General features: G+C 69.8%; 19 protein-coding genes. 9 read left to right on the top strand and 10 right to left on the bottom strand.

Features of this window, described 5'->3' with window-relative positions:
* Complete coding sequence (locus tag D7V80_RS24275) at positions 1-1,959, bottom strand: hypothetical protein (RefSeq protein ID WP_120590426.1); 1,959 nt, start codon at positions 1,957-1,959, stop codon at positions 1-3.
* A 272-nt stretch (positions 1,960-2,231) separates the two neighbouring features.
* Between D7V80_RS24275 and D7V80_RS24270 the strand changes: the two genes are divergently transcribed.
* Together D7V80_RS24270 and D7V80_RS24265 are read left to right on the top strand one after the other, a co-directional pair.
* Positions 2,232-2,606, top strand: a complete 375-nt coding sequence (locus tag D7V80_RS24270) for a DUF1622 domain-containing protein (RefSeq protein ID WP_120590425.1) — start codon at positions 2,232-2,234, stop codon at positions 2,604-2,606.
* A gap of 220 nt (positions 2,607-2,826) precedes the next feature.
* A complete protein-coding gene (locus D7V80_RS24265; RefSeq protein ID WP_158616693.1) occupies positions 2,827-5,148 on the top strand; it encodes a PAS domain-containing sensor histidine kinase in 2,322 nt (773 codons plus the stop codon).
* Positions 5,149-5,451: 303 nt separating this feature from the next.
* Here D7V80_RS24265 and D7V80_RS24260 read toward each other — a convergent pair whose 3' ends face one another.
* The gene (locus D7V80_RS24260) at positions 5,452-6,603 is read right to left on the bottom strand and encodes a hypothetical protein (RefSeq protein ID WP_120590423.1); all 1,152 of its coding nucleotides are present in this window, start codon (positions 6,601-6,603) and stop codon (positions 5,452-5,454) included.
* 305 nt (positions 6,604-6,908) lie between these two features.
* Here D7V80_RS24260 and D7V80_RS24255 point away from each other — a divergent pair, with 305 nt between their 5' ends.
* The 3 genes from D7V80_RS24255 to D7V80_RS24245 are packed head-to-tail and all read left to right on the top strand — an operon-like array spanning position 6,909 to position 10,005.
* Positions 6,909-7,940 carry a hypothetical protein gene (locus D7V80_RS24255; RefSeq protein ID WP_120590422.1) on the top strand — a complete coding sequence of 344 codons (1,032 nt, stop codon included), beginning with the start codon at positions 6,909-6,911 and terminating at the stop codon, positions 7,938-7,940.
* Positions 7,937-9,619 carry an AMP-binding protein gene (locus D7V80_RS24250; protein WP_120590421.1) on the top strand — a complete coding sequence of 561 codons (1,683 nt, stop codon included), beginning with the start codon at positions 7,937-7,939 and terminating at the stop codon, positions 9,617-9,619. The genes D7V80_RS24255 and D7V80_RS24250 overlap by 4 nt, the downstream gene beginning before the upstream one ends.
* Positions 9,619-10,005, top strand: coding sequence for a DUF4280 domain-containing protein (locus tag D7V80_RS24245; protein WP_120590420.1), 387 nt, complete (start codon positions 9,619-9,621; stop codon positions 10,003-10,005). The genes D7V80_RS24250 and D7V80_RS24245 overlap by 1 nt, the downstream gene beginning before the upstream one ends.
* 1 nt (position 10,006) lies before the next feature.
* Here the strand turns inward: D7V80_RS24245 and D7V80_RS24240 are convergent, their stop codons facing one another.
* The 5 genes from D7V80_RS24240 to D7V80_RS24220 are packed head-to-tail and all read right to left on the bottom strand — an operon-like array spanning position 10,007 to position 15,642.
* Entirely contained in the window at positions 10,007-11,674 is a 1,668-nt protein-coding gene (locus D7V80_RS24240; RefSeq protein WP_120590419.1) for a type VI secretion system baseplate subunit TssF, read from the bottom strand.
* Between the two features lie 3 nt (positions 11,675-11,677).
* Complete coding sequence (locus D7V80_RS24235; RefSeq protein ID WP_120590418.1) at positions 11,678-13,309, bottom strand: hypothetical protein; 1,632 nt, start codon at positions 13,307-13,309, stop codon at positions 11,678-11,680.
* On the bottom strand, positions 13,306-13,692 hold the full coding sequence (locus D7V80_RS41870; protein WP_158616692.1) for a GPW/gp25 family protein: 387 nt from the start codon (positions 13,690-13,692) through the stop codon (positions 13,306-13,308). Before D7V80_RS41870 ends, D7V80_RS24235 begins: the two co-directional genes overlap by 4 nt.
* Before the next feature lie 14 nt (positions 13,693-13,706).
* Positions 13,707-14,651 (bottom strand): type VI secretion system baseplate subunit TssG, encoded by a 945-nt coding sequence (locus tag D7V80_RS24225; protein ID WP_120590416.1) that lies wholly within the window; start codon positions 14,649-14,651, stop codon positions 13,707-13,709.
* A gap of 13 nt (positions 14,652-14,664) precedes the next feature.
* The gene (locus D7V80_RS24220) at positions 14,665-15,642 is read right to left on the bottom strand and encodes a type VI secretion system protein IglI family protein (RefSeq protein WP_120590415.1); all 978 of its coding nucleotides are present in this window, start codon (positions 15,640-15,642) and stop codon (positions 14,665-14,667) included.
* 55 nt (positions 15,643-15,697) lie between these two features.
* Here D7V80_RS24220 and D7V80_RS24215 point away from each other — a divergent pair, with 55 nt between their 5' ends.
* Positions 15,698-16,297: a hypothetical protein gene (locus tag D7V80_RS24215; RefSeq protein ID WP_120590414.1), complete on the top strand. Its 600-nt coding sequence runs from the start codon at positions 15,698-15,700 to the stop codon at positions 16,295-16,297.
* A 54-nt stretch (positions 16,298-16,351) separates the two neighbouring features.
* Here D7V80_RS24215 and D7V80_RS24210 read toward each other — a convergent pair whose 3' ends face one another.
* The 3 genes from D7V80_RS24210 to tssB are packed head-to-tail and all read right to left on the bottom strand — an operon-like array spanning position 16,352 to position 19,160.
* Positions 16,352-16,999 (bottom strand): hypothetical protein, encoded by a 648-nt coding sequence (locus D7V80_RS24210; protein WP_120590413.1) that lies wholly within the window; start codon positions 16,997-16,999, stop codon positions 16,352-16,354.
* A gap of 32 nt (positions 17,000-17,031) precedes the next feature.
* Entirely contained in the window at positions 17,032-18,549 is a 1,518-nt protein-coding gene (tssC, locus tag D7V80_RS24205; RefSeq protein ID WP_120590412.1) for a type VI secretion system contractile sheath large subunit, read from the bottom strand.
* 50 nt (positions 18,550-18,599) lie between these two features.
* The gene (gene tssB, locus D7V80_RS24200; RefSeq protein WP_120590411.1) at positions 18,600-19,160 is read right to left on the bottom strand and encodes a type VI secretion system contractile sheath small subunit; all 561 of its coding nucleotides are present in this window, start codon (positions 19,158-19,160) and stop codon (positions 18,600-18,602) included.
* A 308-nt stretch (positions 19,161-19,468) separates the two neighbouring features.
* Between tssB and tssK the strand changes: the two genes are divergently transcribed.
* From tssK to D7V80_RS24185, 3 genes are all read left to right on the top strand, one after another.
* Positions 19,469-20,722, top strand: a complete 1,254-nt coding sequence (gene tssK / locus D7V80_RS24195; protein ID WP_120590410.1) for a type VI secretion system baseplate subunit TssK — start codon at positions 19,469-19,471, stop codon at positions 20,720-20,722.
* Between the two features lie 27 nt (positions 20,723-20,749).
* Positions 20,750-21,328, top strand: coding sequence for a hypothetical protein (locus D7V80_RS24190; protein ID WP_120590409.1), 579 nt, complete (start codon positions 20,750-20,752; stop codon positions 21,326-21,328).
* A gap of 12 nt (positions 21,329-21,340) precedes the next feature.
* Positions 21,341-21,871, top strand: a 531-nt coding sequence (locus D7V80_RS24185) for a DotU family type IV/VI secretion system protein (RefSeq protein ID WP_120590408.1), incomplete at its 3' end; no start/stop codon positions are given.

The following is a 21,871-nucleotide window of genomic DNA, read 5'->3' as shown; positions in this document are numbered from 1 at the left end:
TCAGATGGTCCCGCGCCTGGCGGTCTCGACTTCGGTGACGGATGTTCCCGGGTGGCCGCTGGCGCCTCGCGCGGCGCCGCGCGCGATGAGGTCCAGCACGGGCTTCTCGACGAGGCGGGCGGTGCTGCGCGCGTTCGGCTCGTCCATCAGCGCGGAGACCCGGTAGTCCACGCAGCAGCGGTACAGGTGGTTCAAGAGGTCGTCGCGGCGGCGCAGCTGCGTCTGGAAGAAGAAGCACTCCTCCTGGAACACGAGCGTGCGGCCCCGGGCCCAGGCGCCCTCCACCGGACGGCTGAGCGTCACGCGGTCGCCCTCCAGCCCCAGCACCAGCGCCTGGAAGCGCTGCTTGCCCACGCGGTAGCCGTCCTCGCTCGTGCCCAGCACCACCACGTCGCCGGGCTTGAGGCGCGAGGCCGCGGTGACGGAGCGGCGCAGCGCTGGATCCAACGGCCCCACGGGCTCCGCCACCAGGTGCACGTGGTCCACCGTGAAGTCCAGCGGCGTGCCCGCCTGCGACCCCAGCGTGAACACCATGTCGCTCGCGGCGACGGTGACGCCCGGCGCGGCGACGGGCGGCACGGGCGTGGCCTCCGCGTCCTGGAGCGGCTGCGGCACCCCGTCCGCCGACAGCCACACCACGCCCTCCCCTGCCTCCAGCCGCGCGTGCAGCACCACGCCGGCCTCCAGCTGCTCCACCGGAAGCCGCCAGCGCGTCTCCGCGACCTGCGTCCCGGTGGCCTGCGCCAGCGTCGCGGTGGCCACCACCTCGCCCATGAGCCGGGTGCCCACCATCTCGTACCGGACGATGAGCCGCAGCACGGGCTGGCCCTGCGCCATCAGCACGGCCACCGGCAGCGTCTGCGCTTCCACGGCGCCAGCGGCGACGCGCAGCCCCAGCGACAGCGCCAGTCCGTCCGGGGCCGGATTGTCGGCGTGGAAGGGGTCGGGCACGGCGGGCGTGGGGTAGACGAGGACGGAGGCGGTGCCGGTGCCGGACAGGCGCAGGCCCTCGGAGGCGGTCAGGAAGGACGCGCCGGGCGTCAGGTCCACGCGGCCCCCCCGCGCGCGCTCCAGGTTCTGGTCGCTGGCCTCCAGGTGCACCAGGGACAGGACCGTCGTGGGCTCACCGCGCGTCAGCAGCCGGACCGACGTGGCGCCTTCGGGCACGTCCTCGGCCAGCAGCGACGGGCGCAGCACCATCTGCCCGCGCGTGGGGATGGAGAGCGCCACCGTGTCCATGATGGACGCCAGGTCCACCTGCGAGCCCGCCCACAGGTCCACCTGCACGTCGATGGCCATGGCCTTGGGCGCGCGGATCTTGCTGAGGAACACCCGGCCCTCTTGAGAACGCTCTGGAGGCTCCAGGCCCAGTGCGCCTTCAATGCCGCCGGTGACGGGCAGCACCTCCACGCTGGAGCGGAACTCCATGGAAGGGATGCCCTCATCGGAGCTGAGCGCGAGCCGGCTCCCCTCCACGTCCCAGCGCGCGGTGACGGCGGCGAGCGCCTCCAGCAGCAACGGGTCCGTGAGCGGCGCGCCGGTGGGCTCCTGGAAGAGTCCACCGGCGAGCGCGTTCGCCAGCCGCGCGTTGATGGCGGCGGCGATCGCGGGGCCCGTCGCGCCGGAGGCGAACGAGCCGCCCGGCAGGCCCGTGAGGGTGACGGTGGCTCGCCCATCCAGGCGCAGCTTGAGCGAGCCATTGGGGGGCACGCTGTCCCCGGAGGCACGAGGCCTGCCAATGAGATGGCCCGGCACGCGGAAGGTGGCGACGCCCGTGCGGCCGTTCTCGCGCTCGGGTTCGGAGAACAGGCCCAGCGGACCGACGACGGAGAGGAAGGGCACACGCGAAGGCCGGTAGCCCTCATCCACGTAGCCATGCGCGGCGAAGACGCGCACGTCGCCGCTGCGCAAGGCCACCCGGCCCTGCCATAGCAGTCCGCTGAGGATCTCGCGAATCACGCGAAACGACCCTCCAGGGCAACGCCATGTCTGTTTTCAAGCGGCTGCGTCACGGCACCCCCCGGCACCCCGCAAAACCACCCATCTCCCGCTGTGACACGCGAAGGGCGGCGACAATGAATCAGGAGCCCGGCGGGCGTCAACACTGCACGCATGTATTGGTTTGATATTTTGTGTGTCTATTCTGACGGCCTCCCCACCCCGAGGGGCGGGTGGAGCGCGGTGGTTGTCCGCTGCGTCGCAAACCACCTTTGCCGGAGGGGGAGCGATGAATGCGATTCGAGGATCTGGTGACCCTGGCCGCCCAGTTGTTCGACGCCTCGGGCGTGGGCGTGATGGTGGTGGGAACGGTGGTGTCCGTGGCGCTCGTCCTCCGGGACGCACGGGGGCCCCGGCGGGCGGATGCATACCGCCAGCTTCGCCACTACCTGGGCCGCGCCATCCTGCTGGGACTGGAGCTGCTCGTCGCGGCGGACATCATCCGCACGGTCGCGGGGGCGCCCACGCTGCGGCAGGTGTTCATCCTGGGCCTCATCGTCCTCATCCGGACCTTCCTCAGCTTCACGCTGGAGGTGGAGATCGACAGGCGCTGGCCCTGGCAATCCAAGCCAGTTGACGAGGTCAGGCCCGGTCCTCCGCGGGCTTGACCCGGCGGGAGGGCATGCGCGGGAAGGCAGGGCCCGCTCCCCCGGCCGTCTGTCATTGGGTGCCGGCCAGGCGGCAGCCGCGCCTCCGGGCCGGTGTGGATTGCCCAAGGAGGTCGCCGATGCACACCCTCCAGGTCAGGCCACTCCCATGGTGGGAAGCGGCGTCACGGGGCCCTGCCTCCAAGCTCGCCGGGAAGGGTCGGGGTCAAAGGAGGCGTGCGTGGACAGCCCCAGCGCAAGCTTCGACCCGGAGACCCTCGAGACCCTCTCCGACGCGCATTCCCGGCTGCTCCTCGAGACGCTGGTGGCGAGCACGCCGGTGGGCCTCGCGGTGGTGGACATGGAGCAGCGCTTCGTCCAGGTGAACGACGCGCTCGCCGCCATGAATGGCCTGCCGCGCGCCGCGCACCTGGGGCGCAAGGTGCAGGACATCGTCCCGGAGATGTGGCCCACCCTGCGTCCCCAGTATCAGCGCATCCTGGAGGGAGGGGGCGCGCAGACGGTGGAGGTGGTGGGCGCCACGTCGAAAGAGTTGGGCGTGGAGCGCCACTTCCTCGTCAGCTACTACCCGGTGCGCACCAACGCCGGGGTGTTGCTGGGCATTGGCGTCATCGTGTCGGAGGTCACCGAACAGCGCAGGGCCCACGACGCGCTCCAGGCCAGCGAGCAGCGCTACCGCTCGCTGGTGGAGGCCATGGCGCAGCCGGTGTGGTCCACCAACGACCGGGGCGAGGTGGTGGAGCCCGCGCCGCGCTGGCTGGCCTTCACGGGCCAGACGCACGCGGAGCACCTGGGGCTGGGCTGGCTCTCCGCCATCCACCCGGACGACCGCAAGCGCGTGGTGCGCAGCTGGGTGGAGTCCCTGCGCACGAAGACGTCCTACCGGGGCGAGTTCCGCCTGCGCTTCCACGCGGGGGGCTACCGGGACGTCGTGGGCCGGGCGGTGCCCGTGTTCGGGGAGAAGGGCGTCATCCGGGAGTGGGTGTCCACGGCGGAGGACATCACCGAGCGCAAGCAGGCGGAGGCCCGGGCGGAGAACGAGCGCGCGAGGCTGCGCTCCGTGCTGACGAGCGCACCGGCGTCCATCGCCATCCTCTCCGGCGAGCGGCAGATCTTCACGTTGGTGAATCCCCTCTACAAGGCGATCTCCGGAGGCGCGGAGCTGCTGGGCATCTCCGCCAAGGACCTCAAGGGCGAACGGGGGGCCCAGTACTCGCGAATGCTGGAAGAGGCCTATACCCGCGGAGAGCCATTCATTGAAAAAGAGGTCCCGATCACCACCGATTTCAAGGGTGACGGGGTCCAATCGACGCGTCAGTTCGACGTGGCGTACCAGCCGCTGCGCGACGTGCGGGGCCGGGTGGACTCCGTGCTGTCCTTCGCCATCGACGTGACGGAGCGGGTGGAGGCCCGGAAGAAGCTGGAGGAGTCCGCCGCGTCCCTGAAGAACCAGCAGCAGTGGCTGGAGGCGATGCTGGACCGGACGCCCGTGGCCATCATCCTGGTGCAGCCCGTGACCGGTCGCATCGTCTTCGCGAACCAGTTGGCCCGGCAGCTGGCCGGCGGCGATTTCCCCGGAGGCCTGCGGGAGGAGAGCTACATGAGCGGCTCGCACCGCTTCACGGACGAAGCGGGCCGGGAGCTGACCATGGAGGAGATTCCCGGCATCCGCGCGGCGAGGGGCGCTCCCGTGCACGCGGAGCCGGTCGTCTGGCATACCCCCACGGGGCATTACTCCCTGCTGGTGGAGGCGGGCACCCTCCCCGCCCAGCACGGCCATCCTGAGGCGGTCCTGCTGGCGCTCCAGGACGTCACCGAGCTGAGAAAGACACAGGCCCAGCTCCAGCACGCTGTATCACTCCGGGACGAATTCCTGACAGTGGCGTCGCATGAATTGAAGACCCCTCTGACGCCGTTGCAGCTCAAGCTCCAATCCCTGGTCAGGGACGCCCAGACAGAACAGACGCTGGAGTCGCTGCGCGAGCGCGTGGTGAAGACGGCGGAGACCATCTCCGGGCAGATCCGGAAGATGACCACGCTCATCAACGACCTGCTGGAGGTGACCCAGCTCACGGGCCCCTCCGCGCCGCTGCGGCTGGAGGACGTGGACCTGACGGACGTGGTGCGCGACACGGTGGAGCGCTTCCAGCCCCAGGCGGCGAAGGCGGGCTGCGAGCTCATCGTCCACGCGGAGCCGGGGGTCATGGGCCGCTGGGACCGCCACCGGCTGGAGCAGGTGGCGAGCAGCCTTCTGTCCAACGCGCTGAAGTACGGCACGGGGCACCCGGTGACGATTCGCGTGGAGCAGGCCCGCGGCCGGGCAAGGCTGAGCGTGAGGGACGAAGGCATCGGCATCTCGCCGGGGAGCCTCCAGGCCATCTTCGAGAAGTTCACGCGCGCCGTGTCGACACGGCATTACGGCGGTCTGGGATTGGGCCTCTTCATCACCAGACAGATTGTCGAAGCCCACCACGGCACCCTGCGCGTGGACAGCCAGCCCGACCACGGCGCGACCTTCACCGTGGAGCTGCCCACGGGCTGACCCCATACACTCCCACCTGGCACCACGCCGGAGGCGCGGCGGCAGCTCCAGTTCCTGCCACTGCGCGCACACCTGCTAGCCCCATTCTCGTCCGCTTAGAGCGATGGATAAGAGCAGAATCAAAGGCATGAGTGCAGCCGAGCAGGCAGGACCTGCGCGACTGGCGGCTGACTGAGCCCCGTCCACCAGCGAGGCACCGCCGCAGTGACGCCCAGCTCCCGCGACAGCGCGTCGAGTTCCTCGCCCTTGATCAGCCGGAGGATGCTCTGCTTTCTCCATCGCTACAAACGGACGTGGATGCTGCTAAACCAGGGGCTTCTTGAGTGAGCGCACGAGCCGGTTCGTCTCCGAGTCATGCACGGTCAGGGCATCAAGGAGCATGTTCGCGGCGTCCCTCTTGCCGTGGGTGCTGATGCGCGACTTGACCTGCATCAACAACTGACGCGCGACGTCTCTCACGCCCTGCTCGAACACACCGGCGCCGGCCACGATATCGGCCCCCAACTCCAGATATGACGCCACATCTCTCGCCCACAGATCATTCAACCCCTGGATCATGCGCGTGTCTTCGTTGAAGTTGAAGTCTGGATTGTCCATCAGCGTGGTGGGAAGGGGGACCCAGGACTCCGCCCGGCCAAGATGGATTGCGCTGGGCGGATAGCCTGTCGCGTACATGAACGTCGTGCAGCCGAAACATGAGGCCAGCTTCGTGGTGGCGTTCCCCACCGCGACCTCGTACGGCGTGGTCCACGGTCCAATCAGCTTGCAGTGCTGGATTGCCCAGTTCATTCCATGGCAATACCCCACCACCCTGCCATTGCCCGCCCAGCCACCGATGAGGTTCGCGCGCTCGAAGGAGCCCCAGGACGGAGCCAGGACTGGATTCGGGCCGGCACGGATCACCCCATGATACTGCGTCTGCGCACTCCACCGTCTGCCCTCGTGACCGTTGTAGTCGATGAGTCTCCGGACGGTGGAAACCATGCGCACCTGTTCCGTGACGGGATCATCCACCACTCCGTAGTACGCGCCACGCTCCTGGGTGGTCACCGCGCCTTGCTGGCGCGAGCCCAGGAGAAGATCTTGCGCGAACGCCATGGAGCTGAGGCCCTTCATGGGCCGGTGCTTGTCGTCCGAGGCCGCCCCTCCGGGACGCCCTGTGATGGCAATGCCACTCGTGATCCTGGGATCCTGGGGGTTGTAGGGCTCGGTCGCCTGAGCCTTGATGCCATCGATGCCGCTCGAATCGAAGCCCGCTGAATAGAGGGCTTGATCCAGGCGGCGGACCACCGCTTCGTGCGTCCTTCGCGTAGGGCCTGGCTCGTACTCGAAGTGGAGGGTGACGGGTTGCAGGAGCTCCACTCGCGTGGCGAGAAAACCCAGCAGCGTGCTCACGGTGATAACATCCGCATGCAGCGGATCCAGGCCGCCGGGTTGTCCATCCAGAAGACTCATTGTCTGGCATTCCTTTAGGGATTGAGAACGAATGCCCCAGGTCCGTTTCCAGCAGGTCGCTGACCGGCACGAGCCGCGAAGCGGGATCCGCCGTCGAAGCATGGGAAGCCCCATCATCCAGACATCGCCACTGCGGCTCCAGGACCCGACGGGTCAACGACCCTGGGGGGCAGGGTGCCCCGGACCCACTCCCTGAAACATCCAGACGAGGGGCGAGACTGTTTTCATCGCCATGTCTAGGTATGATGACGGCGTGAAGGAACCCGCCACCGGGTTTCACGGAAGCAGGCCGGAGCGCCCCACCCATGTCCTTGTCGGTACACAGAGCTCTCGTCGCGGGGCTCCTGCTGGGCGCCCTGCCCGCCTGGGCCCAGTCCGCCCTGCCCGGCTTCGAATTGGAGCACCTGGAGATCAACCCCGGCCGCGGAACCGCGGTGATGCGCAACGGCGAGCTGCTGGTGCCCGGCGGCATGAGCGTGGGGCTTGTGGGCCAGTATCAGCAGCTGCCGCTCGTGCTCCTCAACGGCGAGCGCCGCCTGGAGGCCGTGCGCAACCGCGCGTCCGCCGTCCTGGCGGGCAGCTACGGGGTGCTGCCGTGGCTGGAGGTGGGCGCGCAGGTGCCCGTGGTGTTGTGGCAGCAGGGGGATGATCCAGCGCCCCTGGGCCTGACGCCGCTGGCCTCGCAGGGCCTGGGCACCCCGGAGATACAAGCGCGCCTGGGGCTCTTGTCGCGCCGTGACGAGCACCCCGTGGACCTCGCCATGGACCTGGGCGTGGGCCTGCCCATCGGCAGCGCGGCGGTGCTGGGCCGGGACTCGGGAATTCGCGTGCGCGCCCTGGCCGCCATGGGCACGCAGGTGGCCTTCCTCAAGCCCGCGCTGGAGGCCGGCGTGCTCCTGCGCTCGCGCAACCCGCTCTCCGCGCCGGGCGCCTCCGGGCAGACGCTGGAGCTCCGCCTGGGCGCCGGGGTGACGACGGCCGGACAGGGCCTGCGCGGCGAGCTGGCGGTGAAGGCCGCCTTCGCGGCGGACATGGACCAGCCCGCGGTGGAGGTGCTCGGCGGCGGGCGCATCCCGCTGTCGGAGGGCCTGGAGCTGCACGCGCTCGCCGGGCCCGGCCTGGGACGCACGCCGGGCACACCCATCGCCCGGGTGCTCCTGGGCGTGTCGTTCCGCCAGGAGCCTCCTCCCCGGATGGAGGTGCTCCCGGAGCCCGTGCCCCAGCTGCGCCTGGAGGAGTTCAAGACGCAGCCGGAGTACGTCCCGGACTCGAGCGTGGAGCCGGTGCCCACCCGCGAGCTGCTCCCCCCTGAACCCGCGCCGCGGCCCTCGCCATGACCTTCGAGCCACGCATCGTGCTCGCCGCGTTCGACGGCACCCAGCCGCCTCCGGACAGCATGCCGGCGTGGCTTACGCGAAGCTGGGAGGATCCGGACGGCTTCGCCGCCGCGATGGCTCCCGTCCACGCCGGCCGGAGCACGCCTTTCAAGAGCCGCACCGGCCAGCACCACGACTTCTTCCACGACCTGGTGGCCCGCCACGCCACCACGGACCGCATCGCGCTGCGCGCGTACTCGCGGACGCAGGGCTGGCGCACGCTGAGCTACCGCCAGCTCCAGGAGCAGGCCACGCGGCGGGCCACGGCCTGGGCGGGGCTGGGCGTGAAGCCGGGCGCGAAGCTGTGCCTGATGCTGCCGCCGGGCCCGGAGCTGATGGTGTCGCTGTGCGCCGCGCTGGGCCTGGGCGCGTGCGTGAGCCTCCTGCCGCCCGGGGCCCGCGCCTTCGTGGCGCGCCGGCTGGACGCGCTCGCGCCCCAGCACATCGCCGCCGAGCCGCACCAGGCGCCGCTCCTGGGCAAGCACGCCGCGCGGCTCTTGCCGCTGCAGACGCAGGTGCCGCCCGCGCTCGCGTCGTACACGTACAAGCCCACCGAGCCGGTGGGCCTGCTCTTCTCTCCGCTGGCCAGCCCCAGCGACGTGCCCGTGCCGCTCACCGCGGGGGATGCGTGGCGGAGCGCGCTGGTGGACGGGCTGATGACCTTCGGCCTGTCCCCGGGGGACCACCTGGCCGCTCCGGGCTTCCACCCGCTCCAGCACCTGCCGGCGCTGTACTTCACCACGCTCCTGCGCGGCGCGACGTACCTGCACGTGGAGCCCGCGGACCTGGACGTCTCTCCCGCGCTGCTCACCGAACACCCCGTGCGCGCCCTGGGCCTCACGCCCGCCGTGCGCGACCTGGTGGCTCGCGCGCGGCTGCCACTCAAGAACGTGGGCCTGTGGTTCAGGGATCCGCAGGCGCCCTTCGACTTCCACGCCTGGCGCGACGCGCTCAAGGCCACCGGGCTGGCCAGCGTGCCCGGCGGCAACGTGTGCGTGGATCCGGCGTGGGGAGGCGCGGTGCTGTGCTCGCACCGGCGCGTGGCGGCGGACGTGCACACGGACATCGCCCCGGCGCCCGGACGCGCCTGGGCGCTGCGCGACTTCACCGACAGCGGGCAGGACGCCCCGGGAGACACGGGGCTCTTCACCCCGCTGCCCGACGCCGGACGGCCGCCCGCGCACGTCGTCCTGACGCGGGTGCGCGGCCAGTACCACCACTTCGGCGCGCGCGAGCCGCGGCGCGAGGGCCGGGTGTTCCTCTTCGCGGAGGCCGCGGACGTGCTGCGCGAGCCCCCCGGCCCCCGCCTGGACGCGGTGGGGCTGGCCGTGCCGGTGAGCGGCATGGCGGGCGCGTATCGCAGCGTGCTGCTCGTCTTCACCGGAGATCTGCCCCCCGGCGTGGAGGTCAGCGAGGCGGACGTGCGCCGCCGCATCGAACAGGCCCTGGGCGCGGACGCGCTGCCGGACCGCATCGAGCGCTTCGCGCTCCACGCGCGGCGCCTGGACGGCCAGCAGGACGGGCCGGTGGATGAAGAGTGGTGCCGTTCGCAGTACCTCACGGGTTCCCTGAAGCTGAAGTCGGGGGACCCCTTGTTCCAGGCGCTCACGTCGCTGCGCGCCCGGGTGGAGTCACGCTGATGGGAATCCAGGTCGTGTCCGGAGCCATGCTCCAGTGCAGCTTCGGTCTGGCGCCCTCGACGCTGTCGGTGCTGCCCGCCAACATGGTGAACGCCACCGCGCCCGCGGCCACCATCATGGACAACATCCCGGGCATGAACGTGCCGCCCTTCGGCATGTGCCAGTCCATGGCCAACCCCACCGTGGCCGCCGCCACCGCCGCCGCGCTGGGCGTCCTCACGCCCATGCCGTGCATGCCCGTGCTCCCCGCGCCCTGGACGCCGGGCTCGCCCACGGTGCTGATCAAGGGCAAGCCCGCGCTCACCGACAAGTCCATGTGCACCTGCGCCTATGGCGGGATGATCAAGATCAACGTGCCCGGCCAGACGAAGATGCAGGTGAAGTGACTCACGGCAGGGGCACGTAGCGAAGGGGCGCCTCGCGCTGGGGCAGGCGCACCTCCAGCTCCACCACGTCCTCCGCGCTCCAGATCGCGAACAGCTCCACCAGCCGGCCGCAGAGCAGGTCCACCAGCGGCAGCAGCGACGCGTCCATGGGCCCGAAGCCCAGCTGGTACACGTACTTGAAGCCCGCGGCGCTCCGGGCGAAGGGCTTGGACTTCACGGACACCTCCGTGAGGGACGGCAGCAGCTCCCGGAAGTGCCGCTGCGTCCGCACGCCCAGCACCTCCAGGAGGAACAGCAGGTCCTCGCGCCCCAGGAACCGCTGCGTGCGCAGCGCCAGCAGCTGCAACAGCGCCTGCTGCCCGTGCTCCACCGGGTTGTCCCCGCCGGGCGCCACCGCGCCCACCAGGCTCCACGGCACGCCTTCCAGGAAGCGGTCCGCCAGCACCGGCCGGTAGCCCCGCGCATCGAAGCGAGGCGGCAGCGGCTGGTGCCACAGGCCGTCCACGCCCAGCCGCACCGGCTTGAGGAACGCGTCCGGCATGTCCAGCGCCAGCCACGACGTGCGCGCCAGGCCCTGGCCTTCGTGCTCCAGCTCGTACGTCTCCGCGCCTCCGGAGATGGCGCCAGGGCGCAGGGGAACCATGCCCTTCGGGCTCAGCTGGTACACGCCCGTGGCCGTGTTCAGCCGGAAGCCCATGGACGGATCCGGGTGCTGCACCGCGTGCCGCTCCTTCGTGCCGTCGTGCTCCACGGGCGCCGCCATGGCGCGCTGCAGGTTCACCACCGGCACCGCGTGCGCCACGAACGAGTCCGGCCCCACCACCAGCTCCGACGGCCAGCGGTCCGCCAGGCGCAGGGTCAGGGTGAAGCCCTGCCAGTTGCGGGGGGCCGGCGGGATGCGGGCCTCCAGGAACAGCTCCTGCTGCGGGAAGTGCAACAGCTGCCGCAGCCGCTGCAGCGGGTGCTCGGACGCCTCGCCCTCCGCCGCCACCGGCCGGGGCGCGCCGAAGCGCACCGGGCCCGAGTGCGCGTCGAAGGGCTTCACCTCGTGCTCCACCGCCCCGTCGTCGAAGCACACGGTGGCGGAGCGCACGGCGCTCTTCAGCTGGAAGAACACCGCCAGGGACGCCCGGAAGTCGTTGAGGTGGTTGATGTGCAGCCGCACCTCGCCCGGCGAGTCGTTGCGGGGAAAGCCGCCCTCGAAGACGAGCCGCAGGAGCGCGCCGTCCTCGCCCTGGCGCTCCAGCCGCGCCTGGGTGAGCCGCACGGGCAACAGCCGCACCGGCGCCAGCGTGCGCAGGGCGAGCGCCCCGGTGGGACCGCCGCCCTGGCCCGGGTTGAGGAGGAAGGGCGTGCCCCGGGGCAGCTCCGCGGCGTCCACGAAGCGCGCGTCTGGCTCCGCGCGGAACATGGCCATGGCGGGGATGGGGTTGAGCAGGTAGGCGAAGTGCTGCTGGAACAGCCGCAGCGTGCTGCGCTCCAGCGCGCGCTGCCCCGCCCGGCGCGTGCGCGCGGTGAACAGGGCCATGGCCTCCGTGAGCCGCCGCACGTCCGCGTCCTCGCCATCCAGCGGCGCTGACGGGTGCAGGGCCGTGTAGCCCAGGCGGAACTTCTCCAGCGCCTGGAGCTCCTCCAGGAACGACGCGTAGAGCGCCTCATCCATCCGCATGGCCTACTCCCCCTCCTGGACGCGCAGGAACATCCGGCCCTCGGTGACTTCAATGAGCTGGGTGTCCTTCTCCAGGGTCCGCTGGATGCGCAGCATGGGCTTCGAGTCCTGGTACAGGTGCTGGATGGACGTCTCGCTCTTGTCCGTCTTCCCCAGGAGCAGGTGGTTGCCCTGCGACTCCTTGGGGAGCCGGGCGCCGGGGCGCCACTCCAGGAAGCGGTCCATCCTGGCGTGCTGGTAGCCCAGCGACACCAGCACCCGCGTCCCCTTGTCCGCGGGGAAGTAGAAGTGCCCGGGCTGCTGGTGCGGCTCGTAGGGGACGCGCACCTCCTTGTCCCACAGGGGCAGCTTCACCCGGTACGACTCCACCGACGTCTCGTCGTCCTGGCGGATCTGATACGTGCGCTCCGGCTCCCCTCCCTCCTCGCTGACCACCCGTCCCTCCGCGAAGAAGGGCCAGCGCGGCGGCCGGAAGCGCGGGCGACGGAAGGTGGGGTCCGCCGCCTCCTCCAGCGTGGCCTTCAGTGACAGCTGGTAGTCGTTGGCGGTGCTGTCCGGGTCGTGCGCGGCGTCGTCCTCCACGGCGCGCGCGTCCAGCTCCAGCGTGTGCAGCCGGTACTGCTTGCCGTGCGTCGCGGCTTGCGTGCTGAAGTCCCCCAGCGTGTAGAGGCCGTTGAGCACCAGCGACGCGCGGGGGTAGCTCGCGAAGGACAGCCGCAGCTCCGGGCCCTCCAGCTGCTGGCACTTCGTCTCCAGCGTCACCCGGTCCGTGAGCGTGCCCTCCAGCGTGGAGGTGACCAGGCATTCGGTGAGGACGCCCGCGATGGCGTCCGCGTTCTCCACCGCCTTGCGCTTCGTGCCGGCGTCCACGTAGCTGTTGAGCACCGACAGCGCGTCCCGCCGGGGCTCCGGGTAGCGCAGGTCCACCTGCTTCACCTCGTCGCGGGTGAGCACCAGCGCCTCGCCGCCCTCGGGCTTCGCGTCCGCGAGCGTGTACTTCCCGGTCGCGTAGTCCAGGAACGTGCCCGCGTGCATGCGCGCCTGCACCCAGTGCAGGAAGTCCAGGAAGCTGGCGCCGGCGTCGTCATCCGCGCCCAGCCCCAGCGCGTGCAGGCCGTGCTTCGTCCCCGCGGCCTCCCAGGCGTAGGCCACGTCCAGCCCGCCGGGCGTGTTCGCCTGGATGACCGCTTGCAGCGTCTCATCCACCCACACGCCGCTGGGGAAGTGGCGGCGCCACAGCATCGCGGCGGGGTCCACCAGGCGGATGCGGTAGCGCCGCTGCATCACCGGCGCGTCCTTCACGTTCGCCAGCGAGCGCTCGCGGACGTGGCGCTCCTCCACCCGGCCCATGAGCTTCAGCGGCAGGGCCTCCGCGCCCTCGCGCCCCTCCGCCTGCGCGCCGTAGCGGCGGTCCACGGTCAGCGTCGCCGTCAGGGGCTTCGTGCCGGTGAAGGGGGTGAAGAGCGTGTCCTCGTCGCCGCTCTCCTTGCAGAGCACCCACCACTCCACCTGCGCCTCGAAGCCGTAGGAGCGCGCCTTCACCGACAGGCGCTTGATGCTGCCCGCGGGCAGCGTGAAGGACTCGTCGCCGGCCTTGAGCTCCAGCGTCACCTTCAGCTGTTCGGTGAACTTCATGGGTCGTCCTCCCCAGCGGCCTCTTCCGGGGGCCGTTCGCGCAGGCGGCGCGAGCCCGGGTCCAGGAGCAGGTCCATGGGCTCATGGGAGTCCCGCAACACCAGGCGCACCACCAGGCCGGGCGCCCCGCCCGCCGCCGCGGGCACCTCGTCGATGGCCACCACCTCCACGCGCGGCTCGTAGCGCGACAGCGTCTCGCGGATCTCCGCGCCCAGGCCCGCCAGCCGCTCCGCGTCCGAGCGGAACCCCGTCTCCGTCAATCCAAAACCGGGCAGCACGGAGGCCGCGCCCCGCTTGGCCTGGAGCAGGTGGCCCAGGTTGCGGAGCACCGCTTCACGAGGCGTCTCCACCACCCCCAGGAACTTCCGGTGCAGAAAGCCCACGGTCCCCTTCCCTCCTAGCGTCCGGCTGCCTTCGGCGTGCCCATGGTCATGCCCTGCCGGTCGCCTTCGGCCCGAGGAGGCGCGGCCACCGGCACGGACGTGTCGCCCAGGAAGATGAGCTGCCGCAGCGGCTTGCCCTCCGCGCCCGGCAGCCGCTCGTAGCCCAGCTGCCCCCGGGGCCCCAGCTTCACGGTCCGCCCGTGCGCGAGCACCGTCAGCACCACCTCCAATTGCATCCGCGCCGGGACGAGCAGCGGCAGGATGTGCCGGTGGAAGCGGTGGCGCACCCGCGCGGGCCAGTCACGCCCGCGCATGTCCGCCTCCTCGTCCGCGAACACCTCCACCTGGAAGCCCCCGATATCCGCCGCGTACGTCTGGCCCAGGAAGCCCGTGCCATCCAGCGGCGTGGACCCATGGGCGGGACGCATGCCGGAGAAGCGCGTGCGGAAGGAGCGGCGGACACACGTCACGCGCAGCTCCGGGAACACCTGCTGGAACAGCCACTGGAGCGTGGCCTGCGAATCCACGCCCACCATGCGCAGGTAGAAGCCCTTCGTGCGCTCCCAGTCCCCCACGAGGCTTGCGTCCCGCTCGGGGTGCAGCGCGTCCACCAGCGCCAGCAGCAGCCGGTGGTCGAAGAAGCGGATGAAGTCGAGGAACGGCTCCGGCTCCGGCAGCTGCTCGGCCACCTGGAGGAAGTAGCTGGGCAACAGGCCCGGCGTGCCCAGGAGGCCCAGGTTGAGCGTCACCACCACCCGGCGCACCGGCGAGCGGTGGAACGTCACCGCCTCCACCAGCGACGAGGACGCCACCGGCTCCGGGTTGCTCTCGAAGAGCAGCCGGTCCCGGCCATAGCCCTGCGTCTCCAGGAGCCGCAGCAGCGGTCCCAGGTCGAAGTCCTTCGCGCGGGCGCGGATGCGCCGCTCCAGCGGGGATAGCAGCGGCGAGGCGCCGATCATGACCGGGGCCGCCTCACTCGCCCGGCCCCACGAAGGCGCCCAGGTCCACCTGGTAGAACTGCGACAGCGTGCGCCACTCCATGGAGTCCTTGCGCTCCCAATGCTCCTGGATGTCCCCCACGTGGCGGTTGAGCAGCGCGCCGAATGACGAGAACAGCTCCGGCAGGTAGCGCCGCGGGTCGAAGTCCTCCAGCGTCCGGAGCACGTCGTCGCTCACCATCGCGGCCTTCTGGAAGTCCCCGCGCTCCACCAGCACCTCGAAGGCCTTGAGCTTGTCGCACAGCTCCAGCAGGTGCGCCGACCCGCGCAGCTGCAGCGGCCCCGTCGTGCGGGGGAACGACGGGGGCGGCGCCGCCGCGGCGGAGGCCTTCGCGCCCCGTCCCTTCGCGGGAGCGGCGGGCTTCGCGGGCTCCGGGGCCGGTGCGGGAGCGGCCGCGCGCTCCTGCGCCTCCTTCAGCCATTGTCCCAACCCCGCCAGTCCCTGGGCCCCGTTGCGGAACGCGGGGCCTTCCAGCGCGCCCTGCAAGGCCTGGATGCCGCGCAGGGCGTCCTTGCGCTTGCCGTCGTTGAAGCCCTTCGTCCACGTCTCCCAGCCCGCGTCCTTCTTGCCCTGGTGATACTTCAGCGCGCTCACCAGCGTCTGGAACAGCCACGTCAGCGCCTTGTTGAGCAGCACCGCGGGCTTGGACTTGTCCTTGCCCTCTCCCTGCGAGGCCTCCTCCGCCGCCGCGCGCGCGAGCGCGACCAGCACCTCCAGCACCTCCGGCAGGCGCACGAGCCCGTCCTCGCGCAGCGCCGCGAAGAGGTAGTAGCCCGACAGCCGGACCTCGTAGACCCCTTCACCGTCCAGTACCTCGATGGCGTCCGCGGCCTCCGCGTAGGACTCCCGCTGCACCAGGTCCGCCACCGTGAGGAAGCGCTGGTCATGTGACTCCAGGCGCTCCAGCGTTCCGCCCTCCACGGGGCGCAGGCACAGGCTCAGGTCTCTCATGGTCTGTCTTTCCACTTCATGTTACATGTCTTTCATTCACAAGGACAGACACCCCATGGCCATCGCGAAACCCGACTTGCTCGAACTCGAATGCAATTGGCAGACCGGGTTTCAATACCGGCCCGGCTTCCGTGGCGCGCTGGGGTATCTGTTGGAATGGAATGGCTGCGGAGGGCTGAACCTGGCGAAGGAGCTCACCCTGTCCTCCCCCACGGTGGGCGACTTCGGGCCCACGGCGAAATGCATTGGCCTCATTGAACGGCTGTCCATGAATGGCGCCTCCGGCCCCCTGGACTTCAGCGTGTACGTGGGACGTGTCACGGCCGCGAACGTGCTCAACCATTTCGCCAAGCCGCTGGAGAACCTGCGCCTGAAGCTGGCGTGGGCCATCATCGACTTCGATGAAGCGGGTGACACCTGGTTCGAGGCGGCCAAGCTGAAGAGCCCCACCACCGCCGAAGCGCTGATGGACACGGAGAAGGGCCGCCCCAAGGTCTTCCTGGACAACCAGCCCACCACGCTGGCCGGGGACCTGGACATCCGCTTCCACCGCTTCCAGTTCCGGGTGGTGCCCGCGCCCAAGAAGAGCACCACGCTGGAGTTCGCCACCAACTCCCAGGAGCGCCGCGTCACCAAATGGGGCTCGGACAAGTAGCCACAAGGCGGAACGGGGAGGCGCATCCCGCCCTCCCCGTTGCGCTTCAACCTCTTACTTTTTGCCTTCGACGTAGCCCCAGGCGTACACGTCCTTGTCCATCGAGTTGTGGCCGTAGTGGATGTTGCACAGGTGCGCCTTGTCCGGGATGAGCTGGAAGGTCATCTGGCAGAACTTGACGTCCGTGACGCCCACGTTCTCCGGCTCCCCCACGTGCAGCATCACCTCGCTGCCCTTCTGGTTCAGGCGGGCGGACATCTCGTTCGCGGGGCCACCGGCCTCGTCACCCAGCGGATAGCACTTCTCGTACCACTTGCCCGCGGTGCTGTCCCACTCGCAGATCCAGAACTTGAGCTGACGGATCTCCGTGTTGGTGATGCCGGTGAAGTCCGCCTTGTTCTCCGGCGAGATCAGCACCGTGAAGTCCATGGGGTCGAGCTTGCCGCCCTCCCACTGAAGCTGCGTGATGAGGCCCACCGCGCGCACGGCCTTCTTCGCGCCCACGTCCTCCAGCTGCACCCCGGCATAGGAGGGATCCCCGACGAACGGGGTGTAGAAGAGGCTGCTGCTCTTGGGGAAGGCGCCGTCGTCCTTCCCCATCCCCTTGATGTCCAGCAGGTAGCCCACCGGGATGTTCTTCTGGGGGCGCTGCTGGATGGTCTGCTGCCAGTCACACGAAATGCCAAGCGGTCCATCACCCATGATTTCGGTCCTCCAGTTTGCTGCGGGGTTTGTCAGCCGAGCCGCGCATCCACGCGCAGGTCCACGTTCATGCCTTCGAACTGGATGTGCGGGAGGACGGAGAGGTTGCAGTGGTACCAGCCCACCTTGCCGGGCACTTCCGACACGGTGAGGTTGTAGGCCTTGAAGGGGTAGTAGCGCAGCGTCAGGTCATCCGGGTTCACCAGCGTGGTGACGTACCGGGAGATCCACCGGTCCAGCTGCTGCTGCATGTACGCCGCGTTGGCCGTGCTGCCGATGTTCTCGCGCATGATGGCCTTCACGTAGTGCGCGATGCGGCTGATGGAGTACGTGTAGGCCAGGTTCGTCACCAGCTGCGAGTTCTCCGAGTCCTTCGCGTCCTCGAACACCTTGGCCTTCTTGAGGGACTGGACGCTGAAGAAGACGGCCTCCGCGCTCCCCTTCTTGTGGATGAGCGGGATGAAGCCGCCGTTGGCCAGCTCCAGCTCGCGGAAGTCCGGGATGGACATCTCCACGGGCAGCTTCATCTCCTCCTCGCCGCGCAGGTGCGTCAGGTGCACGGGCAGGCCCGCCACCAGGCCGCCGCCCTTGGGGCCGCGGATGTGCTGGCACCAGCCGGAGCCCGCGAACGAGCGCACCAGGTTGCGCGCGAACAGCATGGCCGCGTTGCCCCAGAGGTACTCCTCCTCCTTGTCGCCCTTCACCTCCTCCGTGAAGTTCATGCCGGGGGCCGGGTAGGTCTCCGGGTTGTAGGGCGGCCGGACGATGTAGCGCGGCAGCGTGAGGCCCACGTAGGCGGCCTCGTCCGTGTCGCGCAGCGCGTTCCAGGCGGAGTACTTGGGCGAGTCCAGCAGGCTCGCCACGTCGCGCAGCTGGGCCACCTCCTTCATGGTGTCGCAGCCGAAGAAGCGCGGGGACACGGAGGCCACGAACGGCGCGTGGCTGGCCGCGGCGATCTTCCCCATCGTCTTGAGCCACAGCATGTCCTGCGGCGTGTTGGCGAACTCGAACAGGCCCACCAGCGCGCCGTAGGGGGCGCCGCCGTACTGATCGTACTCAGCGACGTACAGCTTCTTGAAGAACTCCGAACCGGCCACGTCCGCCGCGTTCGTCTCCAGGTCGCTGTAGGCCTCCTCCTTGGAGACGTCCAGCAGGCTCAGCTCGATGTTGGCCTTGAAGTTGGTGTTGCGCACCAGGTCGTTGAGCGCGGTCCACTGCGCCTCCACCTCCTGGAACTCCGGCGCGTGCAGCACGGCGTTGAGCTGATCCGACACCAGCGCGTCGATGGTGCCGACGAGCTCCTGCACCGTCTGCTTGTCGAAGCGGCCCTCGTCCGTGTCCATGTTGTGGACCATGGCCGCCAGGCTGGAGACGAAGCGCTCCTCGGGGGTGGCGTCGTCGGGGATGACCAGCAGGTCCGTCTGGTCGGAGGCGTCGCGCGCGGCGGGCACGGAGCCCAGGCGCACGCTGTTGAGGAACAGCGGAAGGTCCAGGGGCACATCGGCCACGGCGGTCGTCGCGGTGGGGGAAGACGCAGGAGGAGTGGGCATGAAGAAAGGCCTCGTTCAGGAAGGTCGTGGGAAGGGGCTTGCGCCCGGCATCACGTCGGCGGCGGCTGCGGGTTCGTCGCGGCCAGCTTCGGCAGGCTCATCGACTTGAACGCGGCCAGCTCCGTCTTCAGCTTCTGGACGGCCTCCGGGTTCTGCGCGAGCTGGCGCACCAGCTGGCGGAACTCCTTGCGGTTGTCCAGGTTGCCCTGCAGCTCCAGCAGCAGCTTGCGCAGCGTGAGCAGCGCGTTGATCTTCGGCACCTGGCGGGCCACGTCCACCGGGCTGAATGACTTCATCGAGTCCAGCTTGAGGCTCACCTGCAGCGGCGCCGGCGCCGAACCATCCACCGGATCCTTCTTGTCCACGCGGTTGGGCACGCTGAAGTTCAGCGTCATCCCCATGTTCTGGATGACCTGGTTCAGGTTCTTGCCATCCAGGTTGCGGATCTCCCGCTGATCCAGGTCCTTCTTGCGGTCAATGGACGTGCCCCGGGAGAAGTCCCCCATCACCAGCAGCCGGAACGGAAGCGCCTTGTCCGCCCGGGTGCCATTCACCTGCGTGCGGTAGGTCAGCGTGATGCGTGATCTGGGAATTTCGTCGGTGATGGCCATGAGTGCCCCCAAGAACGGAACCGCCGTTTGTGAAGGAATTGATAAACCATACCAATACAAAAAATCAATACACCTCCAACGTATAACCTGACACGTTGGGCGCATCCGCACCCGGTGAGACAAGTTGGACTCAACCCAGGGCATCCCCTGCCCCCCAGTGTGAGAAACCGAGCACGGTGGATCATCCAGGCTGACTTGACGTCACCGGCATCAGGCCGGTAGTTTTTTTGAAACACTGTCACCCAGCCCAAGCAAGTTTTTGCCCCGGCGGTCCCCGTGACAGGAAACCCGCGCCCACCGTCCCTGCCATGAACCCAGACACCCTCGCGAGAGTCCTGTGGCAGGAAGGGCAGACCCTGCTGCCCGAACACTTCCGGGCCCAGGAGGAATCCCTCTCCACGGAGGCCCGGCGCTACGCGGGGTTCGCGGGACTGCCGGTGGTGGGCGTGAGCAGCTTGCGTTTCAACGATGTATTGCTCGCCAAGGGCTCGGTGGCGCTGGAGGAGTTGACCGCGGTGTTGCCGGGCGGCCACCTGGTGGAGGTGCCGGGCAACGCGGAGGTGACACCGCTGTCACTCGAGGAGACGGGGCGCACGCGGGTGACGGTGTATCTGCACCTGCTGGGCGTGCTGGAGCCCCGCGAGGACCTGGCGCCCGCGGGCGGTGAAGCCCCCAGCGTGGTGCGCGCGGGACGTCGGCTGTGCCTGTCGCTGGAGCCGGTGGTGGACGACACGGTGAGCAGCCTGTCGCTGGCCGTCTTCACCCGGAACGCGGACGGGCCCTGGCGGCTGTCCGCCACGCACCTGCCGCCGCTCCTGAGCGTGGGGCCCCACCCGTTCCTGGAGCCCCTGTTCGAGCAGCTGGACAGCCTGCTCCAGCAGGCGCAGGGGCAGCTGCGCACGTCGCTGCGCGAGGGCCTGGTGCGGGGCGACCGGCTGGCCAGCGCGCGGCGGGCGCTGTGCGAGGTGCGCAGCCTCCAGGTGCTGCGCCAGGACATGCGCCAGGGCCTGCGGGCGCCGCCATACCCGCTGGTGCAGGCGCTGCGGCGGCTGTACTTCGAGACGTGCTGCTACCTGGAGGCGGAGCCGGACGACGACCTGCCCGCGTACGAGCACGAAGCGCCGGGACCGGGGATCGCGCGGTGGATGGAGCTGCTCACGCGCGGCTTCCGCCCGCAGGCCAGCCCCATGTCCTACCGCGCCTTCGACTTCCAGGACGGCCACTTCAAGCTCACGCCGCTGCCCAGGGAGACGCCGCCGCCGGATGACTTCTACCTGCTGGTGCGCCGGCAGGAGCGGGACCGGCCGCGCTCCATGGAGGGCGTGAAGCTGGCCAGTCCCCTGCGGCTGCCGGCGGTGCGGCGCCAGGCCTTGAAGGGCGTGCCGTACCGGCACGTGGCCTTCCCCTCGTTCCCCCACGCCTTCGACGCGGACATCGACTGGTACCAGCTGACGCCCCAGAGCGAGGAATGGCAGTCCGCGACGCGCGAGGACGGGCTCACCTTCTTCGCCACGCCCGCGCTCGAGGGGGCGCAGGTGCTCCTCTACTGGCGCAGGGCCTGACGGCGGACCGACGGGGGAACGGCGCGCATGCCCAAGCTCATCTGCATCATCGACATGGACAAGGAGAAGGGCCTCATCCTCACCACGGAGGACAAGGACGGGAAGATCCTCCAGACGGTGAAGATGGACGGCGAGGCCATCACCCTGGAGGTGAAGGGTGACAGCGCCACCAGCACCATCGTGCAGAAGCAGGACAGCGTCACGGTGACCTGCAAGTCCTTCGTGCTGAAGGCGGAGACCATCGAGGTGACGTCCACGAAGGCGTCGTCGTGGAAGAGCGACGACACGTTCGCGCTGGAGAGCGCCAAGGCCTTCACGGTCACCACGAAGGACGAGCTGACGCAGAAGGCGGCGAAGGACGCGACCTTCTCCTCGGACAAGGCCGTGTCGCTGAAGGCGGCGCAGAAGTTCACCGTGGAGGGTGACGACATCCAGGTGGAGGCCAAGAGCGGCGCGGTGGCGTTGAAGGCCCCGTCCGTCAAGGCGGAGGGCCAGAAGGACGTCGCCATGGAGGGAGCGCAGGTGACGGTGACCGCAAAGGCGAAGCTGGGGCTCAAGGCGGACGGCGTGGCGGAACTCAAGGGCGGCATGGTGAACGTGGGCTGACGGGGGGCGCGGATGAAGCTCGAGCACTGGCAGGTCGTCTTCACGCAGTACCGGCAGGCCCAGTCCGTGCTGGACGGGTGGCTGCCGCAGTCCGCGCCCGGTTCGGCCGCGGCGGCGGGGCTCCTGGGCCGCGAGGGCCTGCGCAGGCTCCACGACGAGCTCCTGGAGGTCATCGAGCGGCTGCGCGCGGGCCTGGGCGCCCACGCCCGTGATGAAGAGGTGCAGGACGCGCTGAGGCCCTTCACGTACCTGGTGGACGAGCGCGTCCTCCTGCGGCTTTCGGACGCGGAGCAGCCGCTGTGGCCGCTCTTGCAGTACCGCCTCTTCGGCGAGGACGGCGGCGGCGAGGCCTTCTACACGCTGGCGGATCAACGCCTGGACCAGCCGGGCTCGCCCGCGCTGCTCTTCGAGATGCTCCACTTCTGCATCACGGCGGGCTTCGGAGGCCGCTACCTGGGCCATACGGCGAAGCTGCGCGAGTACCAGGAGCGGCTGTCCGCGCGCATCGTCACGCCCCCGCCACCGCCCGCCCCCGCCGCGTCC

This window comes from Corallococcus sp. CA054B, from assembly GCF_003611625.1.
Classification (GTDB): Bacteria; Myxococcota; Myxococcia; order Myxococcales; family Myxococcaceae; genus Corallococcus; species Corallococcus coralloides.
The sequence above is the reverse complement of the archived record's forward strand: the minus strand, read 5'-3'. Positions and strand labels throughout refer to the sequence as shown.